The 21,456-nt window shown below is 63.5% G+C and carries 21 protein-coding genes; 13 read left to right on the top strand and 8 right to left on the bottom strand.

The features are described 5' to 3' along the window. From OA2633_RS01025 to OA2633_RS01035, 3 genes are all read left to right on the top strand, one after another. Nucleotides 1-218 (top strand): hypothetical protein (locus OA2633_RS01025; protein WP_009800609.1); only part of this gene is annotated, 218 nt, incomplete at its 5' end. Between the two features lie 119 nt (nt 219-337). Then, a complete protein-coding gene (ndk, locus tag OA2633_RS01030; protein ID WP_009800610.1) occupies nt 338-760 on the top strand; it encodes a nucleoside-diphosphate kinase in 423 nt (140 codons plus the stop codon). 226 nt (nt 761-986) lie between these two features. Beyond that, the gene (locus OA2633_RS01035) at nt 987-2,831 is read left to right on the top strand and encodes a Gfo/Idh/MocA family oxidoreductase (RefSeq protein ID WP_009800611.1); all 1,845 of its coding nucleotides are present in this window, start codon (nt 987-989) and stop codon (nt 2,829-2,831) included. Between the two features lie 71 nt (nt 2,832-2,902). Here the strand turns inward: OA2633_RS01035 and OA2633_RS15075 are convergent, their stop codons facing one another. Further along, the gene (locus tag OA2633_RS15075; protein WP_009800612.1) at nt 2,903-4,351 is read right to left on the bottom strand and encodes a S41 family peptidase; all 1,449 of its coding nucleotides are present in this window, start codon (nt 4,349-4,351) and stop codon (nt 2,903-2,905) included. A gap of 133 nt (nt 4,352-4,484) precedes the next feature. Between OA2633_RS15075 and OA2633_RS01045 the strand changes: the two genes are divergently transcribed. Continuing rightward, a complete protein-coding gene (locus tag OA2633_RS01045; protein WP_009800613.1) occupies nt 4,485-5,735 on the top strand; it encodes a winged helix-turn-helix domain-containing protein in 1,251 nt (416 codons plus the stop codon). Here the strand turns inward: OA2633_RS01045 and OA2633_RS01050 are convergent. From OA2633_RS01050 to purM, 5 genes are all read right to left on the bottom strand, one after another. After that, nucleotides 5,717-6,337 carry a hypothetical protein gene (locus OA2633_RS01050; protein WP_009800614.1) on the bottom strand — a complete coding sequence of 207 codons (621 nt, stop codon included), beginning with the start codon at nt 6,335-6,337 and terminating at the stop codon, nt 5,717-5,719. The two genes, OA2633_RS01045 and OA2633_RS01050, sit on opposite strands and share 19 nt — an antisense overlap. A gap of 78 nt (nt 6,338-6,415) precedes the next feature. Beyond that, a complete protein-coding gene (arfB, locus tag OA2633_RS01055; RefSeq protein WP_009800615.1) occupies nt 6,416-6,829 on the bottom strand; it encodes an alternative ribosome rescue aminoacyl-tRNA hydrolase ArfB in 414 nt (137 codons plus the stop codon). Nucleotide 6,830: 1 nt separating this feature from the next. Further along, on the bottom strand, nt 6,831-8,147 hold the full coding sequence (locus OA2633_RS01060; protein WP_009800616.1) for an MFS transporter: 1,317 nt from the start codon (nt 8,145-8,147) through the stop codon (nt 6,831-6,833). A gap of 35 nt (nt 8,148-8,182) precedes the next feature. Next, the gene (gene purN / locus OA2633_RS01065) at nt 8,183-8,839 is read right to left on the bottom strand and encodes a phosphoribosylglycinamide formyltransferase (protein WP_009800617.1); all 657 of its coding nucleotides are present in this window, start codon (nt 8,837-8,839) and stop codon (nt 8,183-8,185) included. Between the two features lie 2 nt (nt 8,840-8,841). After that, nucleotides 8,842-9,879 carry a phosphoribosylformylglycinamidine cyclo-ligase gene (purM, locus tag OA2633_RS01070; protein ID WP_009800618.1) on the bottom strand — a complete coding sequence of 346 codons (1,038 nt, stop codon included), beginning with the start codon at nt 9,877-9,879 and terminating at the stop codon, nt 8,842-8,844. A gap of 146 nt (nt 9,880-10,025) precedes the next feature. On the opposite strand from purM, the gene OA2633_RS01075 reads away from it, so the two are divergent. The 6 genes from OA2633_RS01075 (at nt 10,026) to OA2633_RS01100 (ending at nt 18,152) form a co-directional block, all read left to right on the top strand. Further along, nucleotides 10,026-11,078, top strand: a complete 1,053-nt coding sequence (locus OA2633_RS01075; RefSeq protein WP_009800619.1) for a DUF2066 domain-containing protein — start codon at nt 10,026-10,028, stop codon at nt 11,076-11,078. After that, complete coding sequence (locus OA2633_RS01080) at nt 11,078-11,746, top strand: hypothetical protein (protein ID WP_009800620.1); 669 nt, start codon at nt 11,078-11,080, stop codon at nt 11,744-11,746. The genes OA2633_RS01075 and OA2633_RS01080 overlap by 1 nt, the downstream gene beginning before the upstream one ends. Nucleotides 11,747-11,780: 34 nt before the next feature. Next, nucleotides 11,781-13,973 (top strand): RNA degradosome polyphosphate kinase, encoded by a 2,193-nt coding sequence (locus OA2633_RS01085; RefSeq protein WP_083783157.1) that lies wholly within the window; start codon nt 11,781-11,783, stop codon nt 13,971-13,973. A gap of 5 nt (nt 13,974-13,978) precedes the next feature. After that, nucleotides 13,979-15,496: a Ppx/GppA family phosphatase gene (locus tag OA2633_RS01090; RefSeq protein WP_162010954.1), complete on the top strand. Its 1,518-nt coding sequence runs from the start codon at nt 13,979-13,981 to the stop codon at nt 15,494-15,496. 33 nt (nt 15,497-15,529) lie between these two features. Continuing rightward, nucleotides 15,530-16,036: a potassium channel family protein gene (locus OA2633_RS01095; RefSeq protein WP_009800623.1), complete on the top strand. Its 507-nt coding sequence runs from the start codon at nt 15,530-15,532 to the stop codon at nt 16,034-16,036. 85 nt (nt 16,037-16,121) lie between these two features. After that, on the top strand, nt 16,122-18,152 hold the full coding sequence (locus OA2633_RS01100) for an acetyl/propionyl/methylcrotonyl-CoA carboxylase subunit alpha (protein ID WP_009800624.1): 2,031 nt from the start codon (nt 16,122-16,124) through the stop codon (nt 18,150-18,152). An 80-nt stretch (nt 18,153-18,232) separates the two neighbouring features. Here OA2633_RS01100 and OA2633_RS01105 read toward each other — a convergent pair whose 3' ends face one another. Then, on the bottom strand, nt 18,233-18,688 hold the full coding sequence (locus OA2633_RS01105) for a TM2 domain-containing protein (RefSeq protein ID WP_009800625.1): 456 nt from the start codon (nt 18,686-18,688) through the stop codon (nt 18,233-18,235). A 221-nt stretch (nt 18,689-18,909) separates the two neighbouring features. Here OA2633_RS01105 and OA2633_RS01110 point away from each other — a divergent pair, with 221 nt between their 5' ends. The 3 genes from OA2633_RS01110 to OA2633_RS01120 all read left to right on the top strand — a co-directional run bounded on the left by OA2633_RS01110 (nt 18,910) and on the right by OA2633_RS01120 (nt 20,764). Then, a complete protein-coding gene (locus OA2633_RS01110; RefSeq protein ID WP_009800626.1) occupies nt 18,910-19,470 on the top strand; it encodes a DUF805 domain-containing protein in 561 nt (186 codons plus the stop codon). Nucleotides 19,471-19,583: 113 nt separating this feature from the next. Continuing rightward, nucleotides 19,584-20,159, top strand: a complete 576-nt coding sequence (locus tag OA2633_RS01115) for a DUF805 domain-containing protein (RefSeq protein ID WP_009800627.1) — start codon at nt 19,584-19,586, stop codon at nt 20,157-20,159. Nucleotides 20,160-20,248: 89 nt separating this feature from the next. Then, a complete protein-coding gene (locus tag OA2633_RS01120; RefSeq protein WP_009800628.1) occupies nt 20,249-20,764 on the top strand; it encodes a hypothetical protein in 516 nt (171 codons plus the stop codon). Here OA2633_RS01120 and lipB read toward each other — a convergent pair. Beyond that, on the bottom strand, nt 20,761-21,438 hold the full coding sequence (gene lipB / locus OA2633_RS01125) for a lipoyl(octanoyl) transferase LipB (protein ID WP_009800629.1): 678 nt from the start codon (nt 21,436-21,438) through the stop codon (nt 20,761-20,763). The two genes, OA2633_RS01120 and lipB, sit on opposite strands and share 4 nt — an antisense overlap. Between the last annotated feature and the right edge of the window lie 18 nt (nt 21,439-21,456).

The following is a 21,456-nucleotide window of genomic DNA, read 5'->3' on the forward strand; positions in this document are numbered from 1 at the left end:
CCTTCAACGCCTGGGCGGAGGAAATCCGCGCCTTGCCGCAGAACGCCAACTATGGCGAATGGATGTTTGCGCATCCTGATGGCCGTGAAGCGATCGGCTATCGCACCGGCGCCGAGCTGGTGCGTCGCGCCATGGCGAACTCCGGGCTCGGGATTGTCGAGCTCAGTGCGTACAGCCCTGACGAAATCTGGCGCATGGCGGGATTTGAGGGGCTTTAGGGCCATGACATCAGCCGCAATGGCGGACACGGGTTTTCATACTCGTCCGGCATGGCTATAAGCCGCGGCAAATCCATTCACCCCTCGAGGACAGAGGGGCCAGTCAGGGACCATCATTCATGGCGATCCAGCGCACCTTCTCCATCATCAAACCCGACGCGACCGCGCGGAACCTCACCGGCGCCATCAACGCCAAGATCGAGGAAGCCGGTCTGCGCATCATCGCCCAGAAGCGCATCCGCCTGAGCAAAGAGCAGGCTGAAGGCTTCTACGCCGTGCACAAGGAGCGTCCGTTCTTTGGCGATCTCGTGAGCTTCATGATCTCCGGCCCGGTGGTCGTTCAGGTTCTCGAAGGTGAAGACGCCATCGCGAAATACCGCGACGTCATGGGCGCGACCAACCCGGAGAACGCCGAGCCGGGCACCATCCGCAAGGAATTCGCTGAATCCATCGAAGCCAACTCCGTGCACGGTTCCGATGCGCCGGAAACCGCCGCTCAGGAAATCCCGTTCTTCTTCTCCGAAGACGAGATCGTCGGCTAATCTGCCTCTCGCAGAGCTGAACAAGACCCCGGCGGAGCCATCCGCCGGGGTTTTTTGCATGCAGGCGCTTGGACAGCGGTAGTGGCTCGGCCGGACTTGTCGTTGCCCGCGGAAGCCTGTTTGATCACGGCCCTTGAGGACGCAGGGCGAACCTGCGTCATTGCACTTCCGGCAAGGATGCAGACCCTGGCGGGATTTCAGTGATCTGCATCACGATGATGGCCCCATGACTCTTCCCGAGACGATCAGAGAGAAGCTCGAAGTCCTGCTGGGATGGTTGCTCAGAACCCTGGGCGGGATCTGGCGTTTCATCGGAACGATCACGACCTTCCCTCCGCGGTCGAGCTGGTATTGGGGTGATCGCAACTCGATGCTGGCCTGGGCGCTGTTCAATACGGTCGCCCTGGTCCGGTTCATCAGCCCTTTGCAGTGGTGGAAGCGCCTGTACAGAAAGGACTGGTCCAACCGCTCTTCCAGCAAGCGGCCGAATTTTCACGCGCTCCATACCGAGCGCTATTTCGTCTCGGTCATGATTGTGGCGGTTGCGGCGGCGAACCTGTTTCCCGACGCGCTGAAATACAGCCCGTTCGTCATGCCCGTCGTCATTCTGCTGACCATCGAGACGATCGGATGGATATTCTATTATCTGTTCGTCCGGAATTTTGTTGAGCCCGATTATACGCTGTACCACCGAGCGGAGTACTTTGTGCTTCTGCCTGTCGTTGTGGTCGCGCAGACCGCCTTGCTCTCGATCCTCTATGAAAGCCCGATGGTGAATGTGTTCTTCGCCATTTTTGGCGGTGGGGCGGGGGAAGATGCGAGCCCTCAGGGCGCCTGGGAATTGCGCCTGCTCGGATTGTGTTACCTGGCTCTGATCATTGGCAATTTACGGATGATGTATCCGGAGACGCGCTTCAAGCAGACCACGGTCTTCTCGATCATCGGCTATGGCGATGTGACGCGGAACCGCATTCTGCCGGCCTTGAAGGCTCTGGAGGTTCCTGGCCGACGTTATGATGTGATGACGGACGAGCTGTCCAACGCCGAGCTGGGCGAGGCGGCGCTTGCCGGGCTCCGGGTTCAGGGCGCCCCGCCCGCCCAGATCGAGAAACAGATCAAGGCGCAACGTCATCCTGTCTATATTGCGACGCCTACGCCGTCTCACATGGATTATATCCAGTTGCTGGCGGATGAGGGGATACGCTTTGTCGTCGAAAAGCCGATATCAGCCCATACGTCCGAGATCGCGCAGCTGAAACGACGGGCGGCGGTCCTGTTCAAGGATGGTTTTGCAGCCAGTTACTACACGCTCGAGAAGTCGCTGCCGCTGACCTATCTGTACAATCCTCACAGATCGTATCTGAAGTATCTGGAATTCTCGGAGGGGCTGCCCAAGGAATATGCCTCGATAACCCGCGAGCTGGGCGCGCTTGAGGCCGCGCGCATCGAGATCCTCGAAGGCCCCAACCGGTCCCCCAGCCATGATCGGCGGTTGTGGACGCTGGATCCAACCAAGAGCGGCGAGCTGTATGAGACGTTCATCCATACGGTGACGGTGGCCCTGAGCGCCGAGGTGGATCTGCAGCGTTCAAACCTCGTCTCACTCAATGTCGGAACCTTCCGGAACTCGCCCAAGAAAGGCTGCCCGACGCTCTACTCGGCGGTTCTCGAGACCCCTGGCCAGGCCCGGATCGTTCTCAGCAGCGGCAAGTACATGCCAGAGGCGTCTTGCCGACGCTCAGCGGAGTTCGTCTTTTCCGGAGGCCGGCTGACGATGGACTTCAACGCCAAGCGGCTCGACATCAAAACCCCCACGGTAGAGGGCCATATCCGCGTGCGTGACGAGTATCAGTGCAACTATGCGGTTTCGATGTCGCTCGCGATGGACTTCATGCAGAACGGGTGGAGCGCCTCACGCTTTGACGATCTGGATAATCAGCTTGAAGCGTTGAGCTGGCTGGTCAGCTCCAGCCCGTTCCACACTCAGCCGCCCACGCTCTATGATGACGAAGATGTGGAAAGGCTCGTTCAGCCCATGGATCCGGCCTCGCAGACTGGCGTTCTGCTCTAGGCGGCCTGAACTGAACGGCATGCAGAGCGCGCAGGAGACATCCCGGCGGAAGGCTCCGCCGGGATAACCATCTAGCGCAAAACGCCTTCAACATGAGTAATGGCTGCGTCTAGGACGCGGTCGCCCTCATCGCCGAGTCGGGGCGAGGGCAGACGCACATCCGGAATGAGCGGCGTCGAGCTTTCATCCCCATTGGGACGGATGATCAGGGCCTTGGGATAGCCGACCACAAGCCCGGTGCGGGGCAAGGGGAAATGCTCCATCGCGCCATAGGTGGTGGCCATGTCCGTGGTCGCTTCGCCCATCACTACGCCAAAGCCGTAATCCTGAATGATCGCGCCGACCGAGACGGCGTTCGAATAGCTCTGCCGGTTCACAAGGGCGTAGACCCGGCCTTCAAAGCGCCGCCCGTCGCGCGGATGGACATAGTCGATCTCGAAGCTCACCGTCTCTCCCACGGGAACGCCGTCATAAAGATCGGCCAGGGTCCGAGATAAGCCGGTATCTCCCGCATCGATCCGGGCCTGGTTCGAAGCGATGCTCTGCTCGCTGATGCGGATGCGGAAGTCGGACGCAAAGCGGAAGGGACGGTCCGCGATCCAGCTCAGAACCAGATCGGAGAACGCATTGCTGCCGCCCGGATTGTTTCGCAGATCGAGGATGAGCGCCTCTGCGCCGGAGGCGAGGAAGGTCTCAAAGCTGGCGTCCACGAAGTCGGAGAATCGCGCGACCGCTTCGGGCAGATACGCGGTCTCCGCCGATTGCGCCTCAAGATCATAAAAGGGGCCAGGGCGCAGATAGGCGATCTCATCGGTCAGCATGCGCGCCTCACGCCCGTTCAGATCCAGCCGGGACAGACCTTCCCGGTCCATCAGCGCGTCATAGGAGATTGCGGGCAGTTCAAGCGTGCGCCGCGCGCCGTCTTGGCTCTCGATCTCAAGCGTGAAGCGCTCTCGCGCGCCGTATTCGAGCCAGACGAAATAGGCTTCGCTGCCTTCCATCTGGGCATAGGCGAAGGGGGCTGTTTCGGCGGGGACATTCCGCGTCAGTCGCGCCAGCCAGTCAGAGTTCGCTGCGCCTTCAAGCGAGATGATACGGTCGCCGGGGCAGGCCGGGAAATTCGCTGGCGCCTGGGTGATGATCACTTCGCCGTCGCGCACCTCAAAACTCACGGGGAAAAGCCGGGCGTCGTCGTCTGACAGATACTCCAGAAAGCCCGGGTTGAGGCCCTCGATACGGGTATGGGCGAAATGGGCGTGCGCTGCGAAGCGCTGGAAGGCGCGATGCAGCTGCGGCAGGCTTCGGGGTTCGGAGGCCAGCTCCTCGCGGAGCTCCCGAAAATATTGATCGTAGAGTGGTTCGGGTGTCGTGGCGAACAGGTCATAATGCGCCTCTTGCAAGCCGTCATACAGCATTTGCGCATCGGCTAGGGCGTCTTGAGGCGGGACAAGGTCCTGCGCATGACAGGCGGGGAGCAGAAGGTTGGCGACAAGGCCGGCGAACAGGGATCGCGATAGCATGGCGTACTCTCATCATGGTGTTTCAGCGCCTCTTGCCGGCGCCTTGAACAGAGAGGCTGGCCGGGGCGAGATTGCCATGACCGACGCTTCCTGATTGTCTGACCATTCCTCCTTTTACCGGATTAAAGCTGACATGAGCGCTGATACGCCCTTCCTGATGGGCCCGGTCCGGGTCGAACCGGCGATGAACCGCATCACCAGCGAAGAGGGGCCGGTCGAGCTGGAGCCGCAGGTGATGGACCTTCTGGTCTATCTGGCTCAGGCGAAGGGTGAGGTGCGCTCCAAGGACGACATCGCCCGTGCGCTCTGGCCTGACGCCAGCGTCAATGACGACGCCCTCTCGCGCACCATCTGGAAGCTGCGTCAGGCGCTGGGCGATGACGCGAAATCGCCGCGCTTCGTGCAGACCGTGTCACGGCGCGGCTATCGTCTGATCATGCCGGTGGCGACCCTGGGCGCGGGTATGGAGGCGCAGACCGAGACGGGCCCGCGAATGAGCGCAACGGTCTTGCTGGCCTCTGCGGCGGTGCTGGTGGTTCTGCTGGTCGGGGCCAGTGTGATCCTGCGCCAGCCTGCGGACATCGCCCCGCCCATGGCCGCCCAAACGGACGAGGCCGGTGCGCTGCTCAATCGCGCGGACGGTTTTTATGCCCAGTACACGCGCGCGGACAATGAAGCAGCCTTGCGCCTTTATGAGCGGATACTGGCGGGCGATCCGCAGAACGCAGCGGCCTTGGCCGGGCAGGCGAACGCGCTCACCCAACGGGTCATCCGCTGGGGTCTGGAGGGGCAAGCGAACCGCACCACCCTGACCGAGGCGCTGCAATCGGGGGAGTTGGAGACACCCCGGTCTCAGGCGGCTCTTGAGCGCGCCGAGGCCCTGGCGCAAGAGGCGACCCGGCTGGATCCCGGTCATGCGCGAGCCTGGCGGGCGCTGGGGCTCATCAAGGCGGCGCAATCAGACTTTGACGCCGCGCGCCGGGCCTATGACCGGGCGCTGGTGATCGACCCTGAAAACTGGGGCGCGATGATCAATCTGTCGGAACTTGAGGACCTCTCAGGTCATCCCGAACGGCAGGCGGATCTTCTGGCGCGCAGCTTTGAGGTGATGTCGCGCGACTATGCCGCCAACCCGGTCGCGATCCGGCCCTGGCAGTCTGAAGTGGGGCTGGCGGTGGCGCGCTTGCGCGCCGAGGCAGGTGAGCCGCAACAGGCCGAGCTCTGGTATCGCCGCGTGCTGGCGCTGGACCCTTTGAACGTCGAGGCCGTGAACGGGTTGGCGTCGGTGCTGCGAGACGGCGGGGATGAGCAGGGCGCCGAGGCGCTGTGCCGCGAGCTGGAAGCGGCGGGCGGCGGGCTGTGTGATCAGCCTGCGCAGCCATAGCGGTCCGGCAGATAGTCTGACAACACGCCGCAGCCTTCACCGCCCGGTCCTGTGCCGTCCGCGAAGATGATTGCGGTGAAGGCGATGCTGATCACCCCATAGCTGAGCACATGAGTCAGGATGGACGCGCGGGTGGCGCGGGCGGCGATGACCACGCCTGCAAACAGGACCAGAGACACGATCACTGGCAGCACCCAGAAGGGCAGGCCCATCATCAGGCTGACGCGCGCCTCGTCATTATGGACCCCGGCGACCGTCCCCACGGTCAGCGCCAGGAAGCGCTGTGCGAACGCCACCACGATAAGCTCATAGCCCAGAAAGCTCTTCCTGCTCACCGCCAGCCAGACGCCCAGCGCGCCCAGCAGCCAGGTGAAGACCGGGCCGGAGATCGAGACGAGCGCTGTCTCCAGCAGGGTCGGGTTGGCGTCATCATGCACGAAACCGGCGCGGGTGAGCTGCATGAACATGTCATGGCCCAACGCGTGACCGGTCAGCCAGTGCACGGCTTCATGGGTGATCATGGTCAGCCAGATCAGCACCAGCATGGATGCAAAGAACAGCACGCCGGGCGTGCGGCGTTTCGTGTTCATCGTCAGACTCATGATGTTCCCCCAAACAGCTTCCAGAAGCCTATGGGAGGTATACGGACTTGTCCCGGATAAACGCCAATATGTCGGTCTTCAATCCAGACGGGGCTTCTGACGCAGGCTCTTGGTTTGGCTCTTCTTCGCCTTCTTGTCCTTCTGGCGCTTGATCGAGCTGAGGGATGGGCGGGACTTGATGCGCGGCTTGGGCTTGCGGCTCGCCTGTTCGATCAGGCGCTTGAGTCGGGTGCGGGCTTCGGCGCGATTGCGGTCCTGGGAGCGGTGGTCTTCCACATGCAGGATCAGCACGCCGTCCTGGGTCATCCGCGTGCCCGCAATCCGTTTCAGGCGCTGCTTGATCGCGTCGGGCAGGGCGCTGGCGCTGACATCAAAGCGCAGCTGCACCGCGCTTTCGGTCTTGTTCACATGCTGGCCGCCCGGCCCGGACGAGCGGACGAAGCGTTCGGTGATCAGGCTTTCATCAATGCTGAGATCATCAGTAATGCGCATGTCAGCCAGAGACGGGTTTGAGCGAGACGGCGAGCCCGGCGCCTGCGAGAGCGCTCAGGGCGAGGCCGATCATGACCCAGGGGCCGGCCAGTTGATAGAGCCCGCCCATGACAAGACCATAGACCAGCAAAAGCACCCCGATCACCGTGTTGGAGACGGCGGTGTAGCTGGCGCGGGTGTCCTCGTCCGCGAGATCCACCAGATAGGTGGAGCGGCCCAGCCGGACGCCCTGATGGCCGAAGGCGAGGATGAAGAGGATGGCGGCGTGAAACACCATCAGCTCCGCCCAGGGCGCCTGCATCAGAAGGCTTGCCCCGCTTGCCAGACAGGCGACAGCGCCCGCAAGCCCGCCCGCCGCCAGCACCCAGCGGCTCGATCTGTCGGCCAGTCGTCCCCAGGCCCAGCCACTGACAAAGCCCGCCCCCGCGGACGCCATCAGGAAGCCGCCCAGACCCGCAAGCTCGGCCCCCGTGCGCGCCTGTGCTGCGGAGACGAGGAAGGGCGGGGCGATGGATGTGGCGATCATCAGCGTGCGCGCAGCGACGAACTTGCCGAAATCGGGATCGGTGCAGAGAAGCCGGAGTTGCCTGATCGCTTCGGGAAAGGCGTTGGCGCCGCCCTCGGTCGAGCCCGGCGCCTCGGCGAGCTGGAGATAGACGAGCGCCGCGATCACCCACAGGGCCGCCCCCAGAAACAGCAGGCCGGCGATGATCGGAGCGCTGGTGTCAGGCGAGACCACCAGCACGCCGCCAAGAAGCAGCGCCACAAGTCCCGAGACCGTGGTGGCGTAACCGCTGACCGCGCCGCGGCGGGTTTTGGACACGGTCTTTCCCAGCACATCCTTGTGGCTCACCGAGCAGAGCGAGCGGGAAACGGCGAACACGGCCACCATCCCCACCAGCAGCCAGCCCGCCAGCGCGCCTTCAAGGCTCAGAGCGGTGACGCCCATGATCACCAGCGCCAGGGCCTGACCCAGCGAGCCGAAAGCCCAGACATATTTGCGTTTCTCGCGTTGGCGAATGCCAGCAGCGATAAAGAGCTGGGGCAGCAGCGCCCCCGCTTCGCGAACCGGCGCCAGAAGACCGATGAGAAAGGCCGGCGCGCCCAGAGCGCCCAAGAGCCAGGTCAGGGTCAGTTTGGGATCAACCAGTGCGTCGCCGGTCTTGGTCAGGCTGAGAGACAGGGTCGAAAACACCCAGTTGCGCGGCTGGTGCTGGCAGGCGCTTTCGGGAACATCCTTGCAGACCCGCGCTTCATCATCATCGTACAGCGCGGAATAGACGGTTTCAGACACCGTATCTGCAGGTGTTTCGCTCATGCTTTCAGTCCTCTCACGGCGATCGTGAGACTGAGCTAGACCGACGGATTGATCAGAACAGTCTCGGCGTCCGGTTCGCTGCCTTCGGCAATGCGCACGCATTCGGCCGAGACGCGCGCCTTGCCTTCAGCGACGAGCTTGAGACAGGCGGGGTAAAGCTTGTGTTCGGCTTCAAGCACGCGGGCAGAGAGGGTTTCAGGCGTGTCGCCCGCCATGACGGGCACTGCGGCCTGGCCGATGATCGGGCCGTCATCCATTTCCGCGCGCACGAAATGCACGCTGCAGCCATGGACGCGCACGCCCTGTTCCAGCGCCCGCTCATGGGTATGCACGCCCTTGAAGGCGGGCAGGAGCGAGGGGTGAATGTTGATGAGGCGGTCCCGCCATTTCTCGACAAACCAGGGCGTCAGGATGCGCATGAATCCGGCGAGGCAGACAATCTGAACGCCAGCTTCGCGCAATTTCGCGTCCAGATCTTTTTCAAAGTCCTCGCGGTCTTCGTAGAGCGTATGGTCGATGAAGCCTGTGGGCACATCCACCTTGCGCGCCCGTTCGAGCCCTTGCGCGCCTGCCTTGTTGGACAGGACCAGAACGATCTCGGCCGGATAGTCGTCATGCTGGGCCGCGTCGAGCAAGGCCTGAAGGTTTGATCCCCGACCGGAGATCAAAACGCCGACTTTGGTTTTCGCCATGCTTAGCTCGCCTTCAAAACGCCAATGACACTCGCGGTTTCACCCGCGGCGTTTAACGTGTCGCAAATCGAGTGCGCCTCAGACGCCTCGACCGCGAGGATCATGCCGACGCCGCAATTGAACGTCCGACGCATTTCGCTTTCGGCGACATTGCCCGCCTCTGCCAACCATTTGAAGACGGCGGGGCGCTCGAAGCTGTCATAATCCACCTCGAAGGTCAGGTGGTCGGGCAGCATTCGCGGCGTGTTCTCGGTGATCCCGCCGCCCGTGATATGGGCGAGGCCCTTGATGCGGCCCTCGCGGATCAGCGGCATCAGCGCTTTGACATAGATCCGGGTCGGTTCCAGCAGCGCTTCGGCCAGCTTGCGGCCCGACGCGAAGGGCGCATCGCTGTCAAAGTCCAGACCGGCATGGTCGATGATGCGGCGGATCAGAGAATAGCCGTTCGAGTGCGGACCGGAGGAAGCGAGACCGATCAGCGCATCGCCTTCTTTCATCAGGTCATGACGCGGCAGCAGCGCGCCGCGCTCGGCGGCGCCGACGACAAAGCCCGCCAGATCAAAATCCTCGCCCGTATACATGCCCGGCATTTCCGCGGTCTCGCCGCCGATCAGCGCACAGCCGGACTGGCGACAGCCTTCGGCGATGCCTTCAACGACCGCCGCGCCACGGGCCGGGTCGAGCTTGCCGGTGGCGAAGTAATCGAGGAAGAACAGCGGTTCGGCGCCCTGGGCCAGAATGTCGTTCACGCACATGGCCACAAGGTCGATGCCGACCGTGTTCACGATGCCCGAGCTGATGGCGAGCTTGAGCTTGGTGCCCACGCCATCGGTGCCGGACACCAGAACCGGATCGTTGAAGCCGGCGGCCTTGAGATCAAAGGCGCCGCCAAAGCCGCCCAGACCCGTATCCGCGCCCGGACGGGCCGTGGATTTCGCCAGCGGCTTGATGGCCTGGACCAGCGCATCGCCGGCATCAATGCTCACGCCGGCTTCCGCGTAGGTCAGTCCGGTTTTGTTGGTCGCGTCGGATTGGGACACGGGCGGCTCCCTTGGCCAAGTCGTCAGTTTCCGCGTGCATAGCGCGCAATTGTCAAAAGCGCGAGGGGGCGGGGCGCCGCAACAGGGTTCACCGCAGCGCCCAAGCGCGTATAGTCGCCGTCGAACTGGCGCATTAGGGGATGACCATGCAAGCGATCAGGCAGGCGATGCAATGGGCTTTGGCGGGTTTGGCGGCGGGCGCGATGAGCGCTGCAGCGCTGGCGGACAATCCCTTCGTGGTGGATGGCGTGGCCATTGATGCACGCGCGGACAATGCGACCGAAGCCCAGCGCACCGCTCTGCAACAGGGCCAGACAGAGGGCGCCGTGCGACTGATCGAGCGTCTGACGCTGCCGGAAGACCGGATGGAATCAGACCTGCCCGTGGTGAGCGCCGATGAGGCCGCCAGCCTGCTCGCCGGGTTGCAGATCTCGGACGAACAACGCTCGTCCACCCGCTATCGCGGCGTGCTCAGCCTCGAGTTCGATCCGCGGGCCGTTCGGCGCTATCTGACGGGGCTGGGCGTGCCGTTTGTGGAATCCCAGGCGGCGCCGATCGCGCTGATCGCCGTGACCGAGCGCCCGACCGGAGAGCGTGTGCTGGGCGGAGACTGGCAGGAGGCCTGGGCCAGGGGCGGATTTGAACATGCCCTGACCCCGGTCCGGCTCGTGCCGGCTGACAGCGTTGTGCTCGAAGAGATCGTCTCGCTTGATCCGATCGCCCTGCAGACCGTCATGGAAACGACGGGCCTGGATCAGGTTATGGTGCTGGTTGCGCGCCAGGACGCGGGGAATACCCGGGCGGCGGGCGTGATCGTCAGCTTTGATGCGGAGGGCGCGCTGCAGCGAGAAACGGTCGATCGGGTCAGCGTCGCGGGGGGTTATGTGGATGCGGCGCGCGCCATCATCGAACCGCGCGAGCAGGCCTGGAAACGCGCCAGCGTCGTGCGCGACATGAGCGTGGCCGAGCTGGACGTGAGCATTCTTTTTGACAATCTCGCCGAATGGCGTGAGCTGCAGCAGGCGGTGACGGGCGCGTCGCTGATTCAGAATGCGCGCCTGGACGCCGTGTCGCGCAGTGGCGCAGCGATGACGATCACCCATCGCGGCGCACGCGAACAGGTCATGGCCGAATTGCGCGCCCGTGGCGCGGTTCTGGCCGAGGATGAAACGCTCGGGTGGACAGTACGCAGTCGCTGATGAAGCCAGGACAACTCGCGCTCGATCTGGTTCTGGAGCCCGATTACCGGGCGGAAGCCTTTGCGGTGAGCGAAGCGAACGCCGCCGCCCTGGCTCTGGTCAATCGCTGGCCGCGTTGGCGGCAGGGCCATCTTCTGCTGGTCGGACCGGCAGGCAGCGGAAAGACCCATCTGTCGCATATGTGGACAGCGCGCACCCGCGCCACCCGACTGGACCCGGCCAGCCTGTCCAACGGGCTCAAGACCGTCGGGCGCGGCGCAGCGGTTCTGGTGGAGGACTGCGACAGGGGCGTGGATGAGGACGCGCTCTTTCATCTGCTTAACCGGGCGGCCGGCGATGCCGGCGTCACCGTGCTGATGACCGCCGGCAAGGCGCCCGCGGAATGGCCGGTCCGCCTGCCCGATCTCGCCTCACGCCTGATCGCGACCGAGACCGCGGTGTTGCATGAACCTGATGATGCGTTGCTGCGGCAGGTCATGGAGAAGCTGTTCCGGGACAAGCGTACGCCGCTGTCACCAGGTGTTCTTGAATATCTGCTTGATCGCATGGAGCGTTCGGTTGATTACGCGAGGCGGCTGACAGCCTGGCTCGATCGTGAGGCGCTGGCCCGCAAGGGGCCGGTCACTCGCACCCTTGCGCGCGAGGCGTTGTCAGTCCTATCCAGTTGACGCAACGCGCCCTTCGCCTGTTTGGAGTCCCGGTATGACCGACGCAGCGCCTTCATCCTCCGGATCCCCGACTGATGTGGAGGCTCTGATGGCGTCTCCGGACCGGTTCATCAATCGCGAGCTGTCCTGGCTGCAATTCAACTGGCGGGTCATCGAGGAGGCGCGGAATCCGCGCCATCCGGTGCTGGAGCGCCTGCGCTTCTTGTCGATCTCGGCGAGCAATCTGGACGAGTTCTACATGGTCCGCGTGGCCGGCCTGCGCGCCCAGGTGCGCAACGGCATGGACCGGCCCGGCATGGATGGCTGCACGCCCGGCCAGCAGCTCGACCAGATCAACGCCGCCGCCACCGACCTGATGAACGCCCAGCAGGAGACCTGGCGCGAGCTGCAGGACCTGCTGGCCGCTGAAGGGGTGGAGCTGGTCGATCAGGACACGCTGACCGCCAAGGAACGCGAATGGCTGCGCGATGACTTTCTCGCGCACACCCTGCCGGTGATCACGCCGCTGGCAATCGATCCGGCGCACCCGTTCCCGTTCATTCCCAATCTGGGCTTCGCCCTGATGCTCAAGCTCAAGCGCCAGCGCGATGGGCGCATCATGAACGCGCTTTTGCCCATGCCGGCAGGGGTGAAGCGCTTCATCGAGATCCCGACAGAGCGGGTGGATGAGCAGGGCCGGCCCGTCAAACGCTTCATAGCGCTCGAGACGATCCTGATCCTGTTCATGGATGCGCTGTTCCCCGGCTTCGATCTCGTCGGCAAAGGCGCCTTCCGGATCATTCGCGACAGCGATATCGAGATCGAGGAAGAGGCCGAGGATCTGGTGCGCGAGTTCGAGGCGCTGCTCAAGCAACGCCGCCGCGGGGTGCTGGTGCGCCTGAAGATCGAGGCGGGCATGCCCGAAGAGCTGCGCCGCTTCATCACCCAGCAGCTGCATGCGGAGAAACAGGACGTGCAGCTGGTGGACGGGCTGCTGGGCATGGCGCAGCTGGGACAGATGATCCCCGATGAGCGGCCCGAGCTGAAGTTCGATCCCTATGAGCCGCGCTTTCCAGAGCGGATCAAGGATCATGGGGGCGATGTCTTTGCGGCGGTGCGCGCCAAGGACCTGATCGTTCACCATCCCTATGAGAGCTTTGACGTGGTGGTGGAATTCCTCCGTCAGGCGGCGCGGGACCCGGATGTCATCACCATCAAGCAGACGCTGTACCGGACCTCGAAGGACTCGCCCATAATCGCGGCCCTGATCGAGGCGGCGGAAGCAGGCAAGAACGTCACGGCGCTGGTGGAATTGAAGGCGCGCTTTGATGAAGAGGCCAATCTGCGTTGGGCGCGGGACCTTGAGCGCGCGGGCGTGCAGGTCGTCTATGGCTTTATCGAGTACAAGACCCACGCCAAGATCTCGCTGGTGGTGCGGCGCGAGGGCTCGGAGCTTCGCACCTACGCCCATTTCGGCACCGGCAATTATCACCCGATCACAGCGCGCATTTACACCGATCTGTCGCTGTTCACCGCCGATCCGGCCTTTGGCCGCGATGCCGGGCGCATCTTCAACTATGTGACCGGATACGCCCGTCCGCAGGAGCTGGAAAAGCTGGTGATCAGCCCGATCAACATGCTCGAATTCATCTGCGAGAAGATCGATCGCGAGATCGCCAACGCCCGGGCCGGAAAGCCGGCGGGAGTCTGGGCGAAGATGAACTCGCTGGTTCATCCGCGCGTGATCGACAAGCTGTATGAAGCCAGTCAGGCAGGGGTGCGGGTCGAGCTCATCATGCGCGGCATCTGCTGCCTGAAGCCGGGCGTTCCGGGATTGTCAGAGAACATTCGGGTGAAGTCCATTGTCGGACGGTTCCTCGAGCATTCCCGCATCGCCTGCTTCGCCAACGGAGCGCCCATGCCCAGTCCGCAGGCGGAGATTTACATTTCCTCCGCAGACTGGATGCCGCGCAATCTGGATCGCCGGATCGAGACCCTGTGCCCGATCGAGAATCCGACCGTGCATCGTCAGGTGCTCGATCAGATCATGGTCGCCAACCTCAATGACGAGACCCAGAGCTGGTACATGAACCCGGACGGCACCTACACCCGCTTTGATACTGATGGAGTCGAGGACCCGTTCTCCGCACACGCTTATTTCATGACCAATCCGTCCCTGTCCGGACGCGGTGAAGCGCTCAAGCAGGACCAGCCGCCCGCCTTTCCCCATGTGGGTCCGCGCGACTGATGGGCATGCGGGACATTTTCGGCTTTGGCGGGGCCGAGCCCCGGCTGAAGGGCCGCGATGTGGCGGTCATCGATGTCGGCTCGAACTCGGTGCGTCTGGTGCAGTTCCGCGTGGAGGGGCGCGTGCTCTGGCCGGTCTTCAACGAGAAGACCATGGCCGGTCTGGGCAAGGGCGCGCCAGAAACCGGGCGGCTCAATCCCGAAGGCGTGGAAGCGGCCCTGCGCACCCTTCGACGCTTTACTCGCTTGCTCGACGCCAAGGGCGTGAGCACTCGCGGCGCGGTGGCGACCGCCGCAGTGCGCGAGTGCGAGGACGGCCCTGACTTTGTCGAGCGCGTGCGTCAGGAGACTGGCCTCGTCATTGACGTGCTTAGTGGTGAGGAAGAAGGGCGCTATTCCGCGCTAGGCGTGCTTGCAGGGGTGGGCGACGCCTGGGGCGTGGCGGGCGATCTGGGCGGCTCCAGTCTGGAGCTGACCGGGCTTGAGGGCCGCAGCGCCCAGCAAGCCATCACCCTGCCATTGGGGCCGCTGGCGGTGAACGCCGCCGGGGCCAAGGCCGAAGAGTTGCGCGATCGCGTCGACGCCCATCTGGAGCGCGCAGCCGAAGTGCTGAGCCAGACGGGGGACACGTTTTACGCCGTCGGCGGCGCCTGGCGCTCCTTTGCCAACCTGTCCATGAGCATGCGCAATTACCCGCTGCGCCTGCTGCACGAATACGAGATGAGTCTCGACCAGGTGCGCAAGACCGCCCAGTTCGCGATGAGCCAGAGCGAAAGCTCGCTGGCGTCAGTGCCGGGCGTGTCTTCCAAGCGCGCCGCAACCCTGCCTTACGCCGCCCTGCTGCTCGAGCGGATCATGAAGTCGGGCCGCTTCAAGCGTGTGGTCTTCTCAGCCTATGGCCTGCGAGAAGGCGTCGTCTGCGTTAGCGATTCTTCACTAGTGGAGGAGGGCGACCCGCTGTTGAGCGGCACGGAGATCATGGCGTTGTCTGCGTCCCCCGAGCCTGGATTCGGGCCAGCTTTGGCGGAGTGGCTTGAACCGGCCTTCAGGGGGGAGCCGTCCGTGTTCGGAGAGCTGCAGGACAAACGGTTGCGAGGGGCTGCCGCGCGGTTGAGCGATATCGGCGCGCGTCTTCACCCTGATCATCGCGGCGATCTGGCCTTTACCCAGGTGCTCTATGCGCCGATTGGCGGTCTCAGCCATGCCGAACGCGCCTTCCTGGCGCTGACCCTGCATCACCGGTATGAAGGCAAGTCTTCCCGCGGCGAGGATTGCGTCTCCACGCATTTGCTCGACGAGGCGCAGCGCACCGCAGCCTTGCGGCTGGGGCTGGGCATGCGGTTCGGCGCTGCGCTTTCGGGACGGACCGGCAAGCTTTTGTCCTCGTTCACATTGACGCGGACCGAAGACGCGCTTGTGATTTCACTGGCGTCTGACGCCGGCGATCTGATCGTGGAGCGCGCCCTGCGCCGGTTCGAGCAATTCTGTGCGGCCATGGAGCTCAAGGCGGCGCCCGAGGTCTAGGCGTTTGAGCTGTCGCGAAACGGAGGGTCGGCGATGAATCTGGCGTCTTCTCTGCTGCTCTCCACTGTCATGGTGGTGCTGACGACCGCCATTCACATGGCGGGGCTGGCCGGATTGATCGCCGTGATGCGCTGGCGGGAAGGGCGGTCGAGCTATGTGTCCACCGCCTGGTGGCAGATGGCCCTGATCCTGGGCGTGATGCTGACCCTGTTCTTCCTGCATGCGATAGAGATCTGGGTTTATGCGGCGCTCTATCGGATTGGGGGCGTGATCGACACGTTCGAAGCCGCGCTCTATTTCTCGACCTCCACCTTCACCACAGTGGGGTATGGCGACATCGTGCTGGGGCCGGGCTGGCGGGTGCTGGCCGCCATCGAGAGCGCCAACGGCTTTCTGCTGCTGGGCTGGTCCACGGCCTTCCTGCTTCAGGTGGTCAGTCGTTTGCGCTCTGTCGAATTTCGCTGGCTGGACCGCCGTGAGGATGAGGCGGAGCTGTTTGAAGCGCGAAAGGCGGCGCGCAAGGAGGAGGACGCGGACTAGTTCGCGCTTGCAGCGCGACTTGCCCACCGCATCCGCACCGCGCTAAACCGGCGTCACATAAATCAGAAGTTCCACAGGACCGGACATGTTCAACAAAATCCTCATCGCCAACCGCGGCGAAATTGCTGTGCGCGTCATCAAGACCTGCAAGCGGTTGGGCATTCCCACCGTGGCGGTCTATTCCGAAGCGGATGCCGATACGCTGGCGGTGGAAATGGCCGATGAGGCGGTGTTCATCGGACCGCCCGCGCCGGGCGAATCCTATCTGAAGATGGACACGATCATTCAGGCCTGCCTCGACACGGGCGCCGATGCGGTTCACCCCGGTTTCGGCTTCCTGTCTGAAAACGCGGCCTTTCCCAAGGCGCTGGCGGAAAAGAACATCGCCTGGATCGGCCCGAACCCGCACGCCATCTCGGCCATGGGCGACAAGCTGGAATCCAAGAAGCTCGCCGCCGAAGCGGGCGTGAACACGGTTCCGGGCTTCAAGGGCGAAATCGAGGATGACCAGCAGGCCGTCGAGGTGGCCAACGACATTGGCTATCCGGTGATGATCAAGGCCTCCGCCGGTGGCGGCGGCAAGGGCATGCGCATCGCCCGCTCTGACGACGAAGTGCGCGAAGGCTTCAAGGCGGCGCGCAACGAAGCGAAATCCTCGTTCGGCGATGACCGCATCCTGATCGAGAAATTCGTCGAGAAGCCGCGCCATATCGAAATCCAGGTTCTGGGCGACAAGCACGGCAATGTGGTTCACCTTAATGAGCGCGAATGCTCCGTGCAGCGCCGGAACCAGAAGGTTCTGGAAGAGGCGCCGTCGCCCTTCCTGGATGACGCGACCCGTAAGAAGATGGGTGATCAGGCGGTCGCACTGGCCAAGGCCGTGGACTATGACAGCGCCGGCACCGTCGAATTCATCGTCGACCCGGATCGCAATTTCTACTTTCTGGAAATGAACACCCGCCTGCAGGTGGAGCACCCGGTCACCGAGCTGACCCACGAGATCGATCTTGTGGAGCAGATGATCCGCGTGGCCTCTGGCCAGAAGCTGGGCTTCAAGCAGAAAGACATGACGATCAAGGGCTGGGCGGTCGAAGCGCGCCTTTATGCCGAAGACCCGTATCGCGGCTTCCTCCCTTCCATTGGCCGTCTGAAGCATTATTCCGAGCCGCTGGAAGGCCCGATCGGCAATGGCGCGCTGCGTATTGACTCCGGCGTCCGCGAAGGCGACGAGATCTCGATGTTCTATGACCCGATGATCGCCAAGGTGATCGGGTATGGCGACAACCGAGAAGCGGCGATCGACGCCCTGTCGGAAACGCTGGACCGTCTGCATGTGGATGGCCTTCAGTCGAATGCGCCCTTTCTGTCCGCCGTGCTGGACGAGACGGACTTCAAGGCGGGCCGCATCCATACCGGCTATATCGAGGAACACTTCCCCGAGGGCTTCAGCGGAACGGCGCCGACGGAATTCCAGCTCAAGATCATGGCCGCAGCGGCGGCCTTCATGCACACCGTCTTCGTTGAGCGCGCAGCGCGGATCACTGACCGCATCACGCCGCTGCCCGAGGAGGGCCTCGCCCATGAATGGGTGGTGATACTCAATGATCAGCGTTTCCCGGTTGAAATGCGCATCCCGGAAGGGGCAATGGACCTGGATGAAGCAGGTGCGGAAATCTGGGCGCCGGGCCTGATTGCCGAGCCTGTGGTGCTGACCACCAGCTGGAAGCCGGGCGAGCACATGTTCGAAGGCACGCTGGACGGCCAGGATTTCTCGCTCTTCGTGGCCGACCGTACCGAGGGCTACAAGCTGCGTCATCGCGGTTACAAGGCGGACGCTCTGGTCTGCACGCCGCGCATCGCCGAGCTGCACGCCCGTCTGCCGGAAAAAGAGCCGGTGGACACCGCCAAGCTGATCGCCAGCCCGATGCCGGGCCTTGTGGTCTCCGTCGCCGTCAAGGCGGGGCAGGAGGTCAAGGCGGGCGAAGCGCTGATGGTCGTTGAAGCCATGAAGATGGAAAACGTGCTGCGCGCCGAGCTCGATGGCGTGATCAAGTCGGTCAATTGCGAAGCGGGCGCATCGGTCGCCGCTGACGAGCTTCTCATCGAGTTCGAATAGGCGTCACGGATAAACTGACATAAAAAAGGCTGCGCTCGTTCGAGCGCAGCCTTTTTCTTTGGCCGTGAAGGCGCGGGTTTCTAGAACCAGCCCTTTTTCTGGACCTCATAGGTCTCGGTGAAGGCGTCATCATCCTTGGTGAGGTAGATGATGCCTTCGATCAGCGCGATCAGGCCGATGATGAGGGTCGGGATGCCGAACAGGATCCAGCCGAACAGCCAGACCACCAGCATGATGATGCCGGGACCGGCCATGCCGAGATAGAATTTGTGGATGCCGAGGCCGCCAAGGAAGATAGCCAGCAGGCCCGCCACGATCTTGTTCTTCTGACCGGTGGCCGCCGGAACGGAGAGGGGGAAGATGTTGATGGCTTCGCCGCCCGCTTCCGCCACTTCGAAATCGACTTCGGCGCCGATCTTGATCTTCGTCACGTCGCCGCGGAACTCTGTCCCCTTGAAGGTGTAGCGAACGCCGTCATTGCCGCTGATCAGACCGGAGCCGGAGGCGGGATTGTATTCGAGAATTGCGCCTTTCATGGCCTGTCCCTTCAAATTTGTGCACCGCTGCAAGCAATTGCGCGCATGGCGGGAATCGTAAACCCGGCCCAGAAAACCCCGGCTGAAGCCTGAAAGCAAGGCCTCGAACGGAGACGGACTGAAGCGGCGCCGGGACAGGCGTGACCTCAGCTTACCCAGACTTCATTTGACCTTGAGGGCGGCTGGCGGGCAGGGTGAGAGACCATTTCAAGGAGTCTTGAATGAATCTGGGTCATATCCTTTTCAGCCCCCACGGGCGCATCAGCCAGAATGAATACTGGCTGGGCATGCTGATCGTGGTGCTGGCCAACCTGTTCCTGACTCCCTTGCCCTTCATTGGCGGGCTGGTCTTTCTGGGCCTGATCTATGTGGGGGCCGTCATTCCCGCCAAGCGCCTTCATGACGCGGACAAGACGGGCTGGATCCATCTCATTCCCTGGGCGATCTCCCTGTCCCTGCTCGGATTTGGCGTTGTCGCCGCTGGCGGCGCGGCGCTCGCCCCGTTTCTGGATGTCGTCGGCAGGCCTGGCGGATGGGAAATGCTGGAATCGGGCGATCTGTCGCCACAGGCCACGGCGCAACTGGTCAGCGGCGGGGTGCTTGCGGCAGGCGGATTGCTGCTGTTCTGGTCGCTCTCGGCCCTGACCTGGCTGGTCTACACCATCTGGGTGGGCGTTCTGGCGTCTGATCCGGACGACAATGGCTATGGTCCGGCGCCCCGTCAGGCGCAGTACGCCCGCGCGGCGGCCCGTTCGGCCGGAGCTCCGCCCGCAGAAGGCTGATCCTTTTGTCCTCCCGGCATTGCTCCTGACTTCGGTTTCGGGAAGGATGGGCATGCACCTGGTCAGCCGCCCGGATGACCGCAAGCCGCTCACAGTGAATTTAAGGGGACCCCATGAGCCTTGTAGCCTCCATGATGTCAGCCAATGGCCGAATGGCGCCGGCGGACTTCCAGAAAGCCGGTCTGATCCTGATTGCGATCTCCTTCGTGCTGGCGCTGACTCCGCTTGTCCTGCCCGTGGTCCTGGCCAGTCTGCTCACGATCATCGTGGGACTGGCGCTGATCTATCCCTGGGCCTGCATATGGTCCAAGCGGCTTCACGACGCCGGGCGCTCAGGCTGGATGTTCCTGGTCGTACTCGTAATCTGGATCGTGCTGGGCCTGATCGTGAATCAGATTGTCGCCACGATCTTTGGCGGGGAAGCCGCGCGGATGATGGTCGCCGCCATGGAAACCGGAAATCCTGACGCCATGATGCAGGCCAGCAAGGCCGCAACCCAGGCGACGGCGCTGCCCTCCGCCGTGCTGAACGCGATTGTCGGGTTCGGCGTGATCTTTGCGGGCAATGCGATCCTCAAGCAGGATCCACAGGAAAACCGCTATGGTCCGGTTCCGGGCGCCGAAGGCGCGCCGGAAGCCATGCCGGCGGAGTCTCCGGTGGAGACGCCTGACGACACGAACCAGAACTGATCTGACCGGCCCTCAAGCGCAGGGCAGGCTTGCCATGAACGCGCGCTCCGTATCATACCGGAGCGCGCGTTTGTCTATGAGGAGCCGGCGTGACCCAGCCCAGCATTGATCTCAAGACGGCTTTCATGCCGGTCTATCGCTCCACCGAGGACGAATTCTGGATCGGGCTGGGCGTGATCGCGGCGCTGGATGCGCTCAGGATCAGCTTCTCTCCGGCGGCGGGTCTGCTGTCCTGGCTCTTGATCGCTTTCTTCGTCAGCACGGTGTTCATCAATCGCTATCGCGCGCTTGGGAAGCCGTCGATCCTGTCGCTCGGCGTCCTGGGCGGCGCGACGCTGGTGAAGATCATCACGGGGCTGTTCGCCATGGCGGTGCGGGCTTATCCGCAGTTCGTGACGTTCCTGGAAAGCCAGGGCGTGAACATGAACGATCCCGCAGCCGTGCAGGCGGCGGCCTCTGACCCGGTCATCCAGCAGGCGTATCAGACTCGTCTGAGTTCCGATCCGGAATTCGCCATGGCGATCCTGCACGCCGGCGCCTGGCCGTCTGTCTGGGGGTTCTGGCTGGTTCTGGCGGCGGTCGGGTACTGGACCGCCCGGCGCTAGACCGGCGGGGCTTCGCGACGGGTCTCGCCAAACACGCCTTCAAACGCGCGTTTGAGGGCCAGATCGGCGTCCTCCATCGTGACCGGCAATCCCAGATCCACAAGGCTGGTCACGCCATAACGCGGATCGGAGATGCCGCACGGCGTGATGCCGCCAAAGTGCGACAGGTCCGGCTCCACATTCAGCGCGATGCCATGAAACGACACCCAGCGGCGCAGGCGGATGCCGATGGCGGCGATCTTGTCCTCGCGTTCGGGACCCCCGGGCTGAGTGCGGTCGACCCACACGCCGACCCGGCCACAGCGCCGCTCGCCCGTCACGTTGAAGGCGTCGAGCGTGTCGATGATCCATTGTTCGAGGTCGCGCACGAATTTGCGCGCATCCCGGCCTCGCTCGCGCAGGTCCAGCATCACATAGGCCACGCGCTGTCCGGGGCCGTGATAGGTGTACTCGCCGCCGCGCCCGGTCGCATGGACGGGAAAACGGTCGGGATCCTGCAGGTCTTCGGGCTTGGCGCTGGTGCCGGCCGTGTAGAGCGGATCATGCTCCAGGAGCCAGATCAGCTCTCCGGCTTCCCCACGGGCGATGGCTTCGGCGCGCGCTTCCATGGCCGCCACGGCGTCGGGGTAGGGGACGCGGCTTTCTGACACCGCCCAGCCGATCGTGTCGGTCATGTTTTGCACGCCTTTAAC

This window comes from Oceanicaulis sp. HTCC2633 (assembly GCF_000152745.1).
In the GTDB taxonomy this organism is placed as follows: Bacteria; Pseudomonadota; Alphaproteobacteria; order Caulobacterales; family Maricaulaceae; genus Oceanicaulis.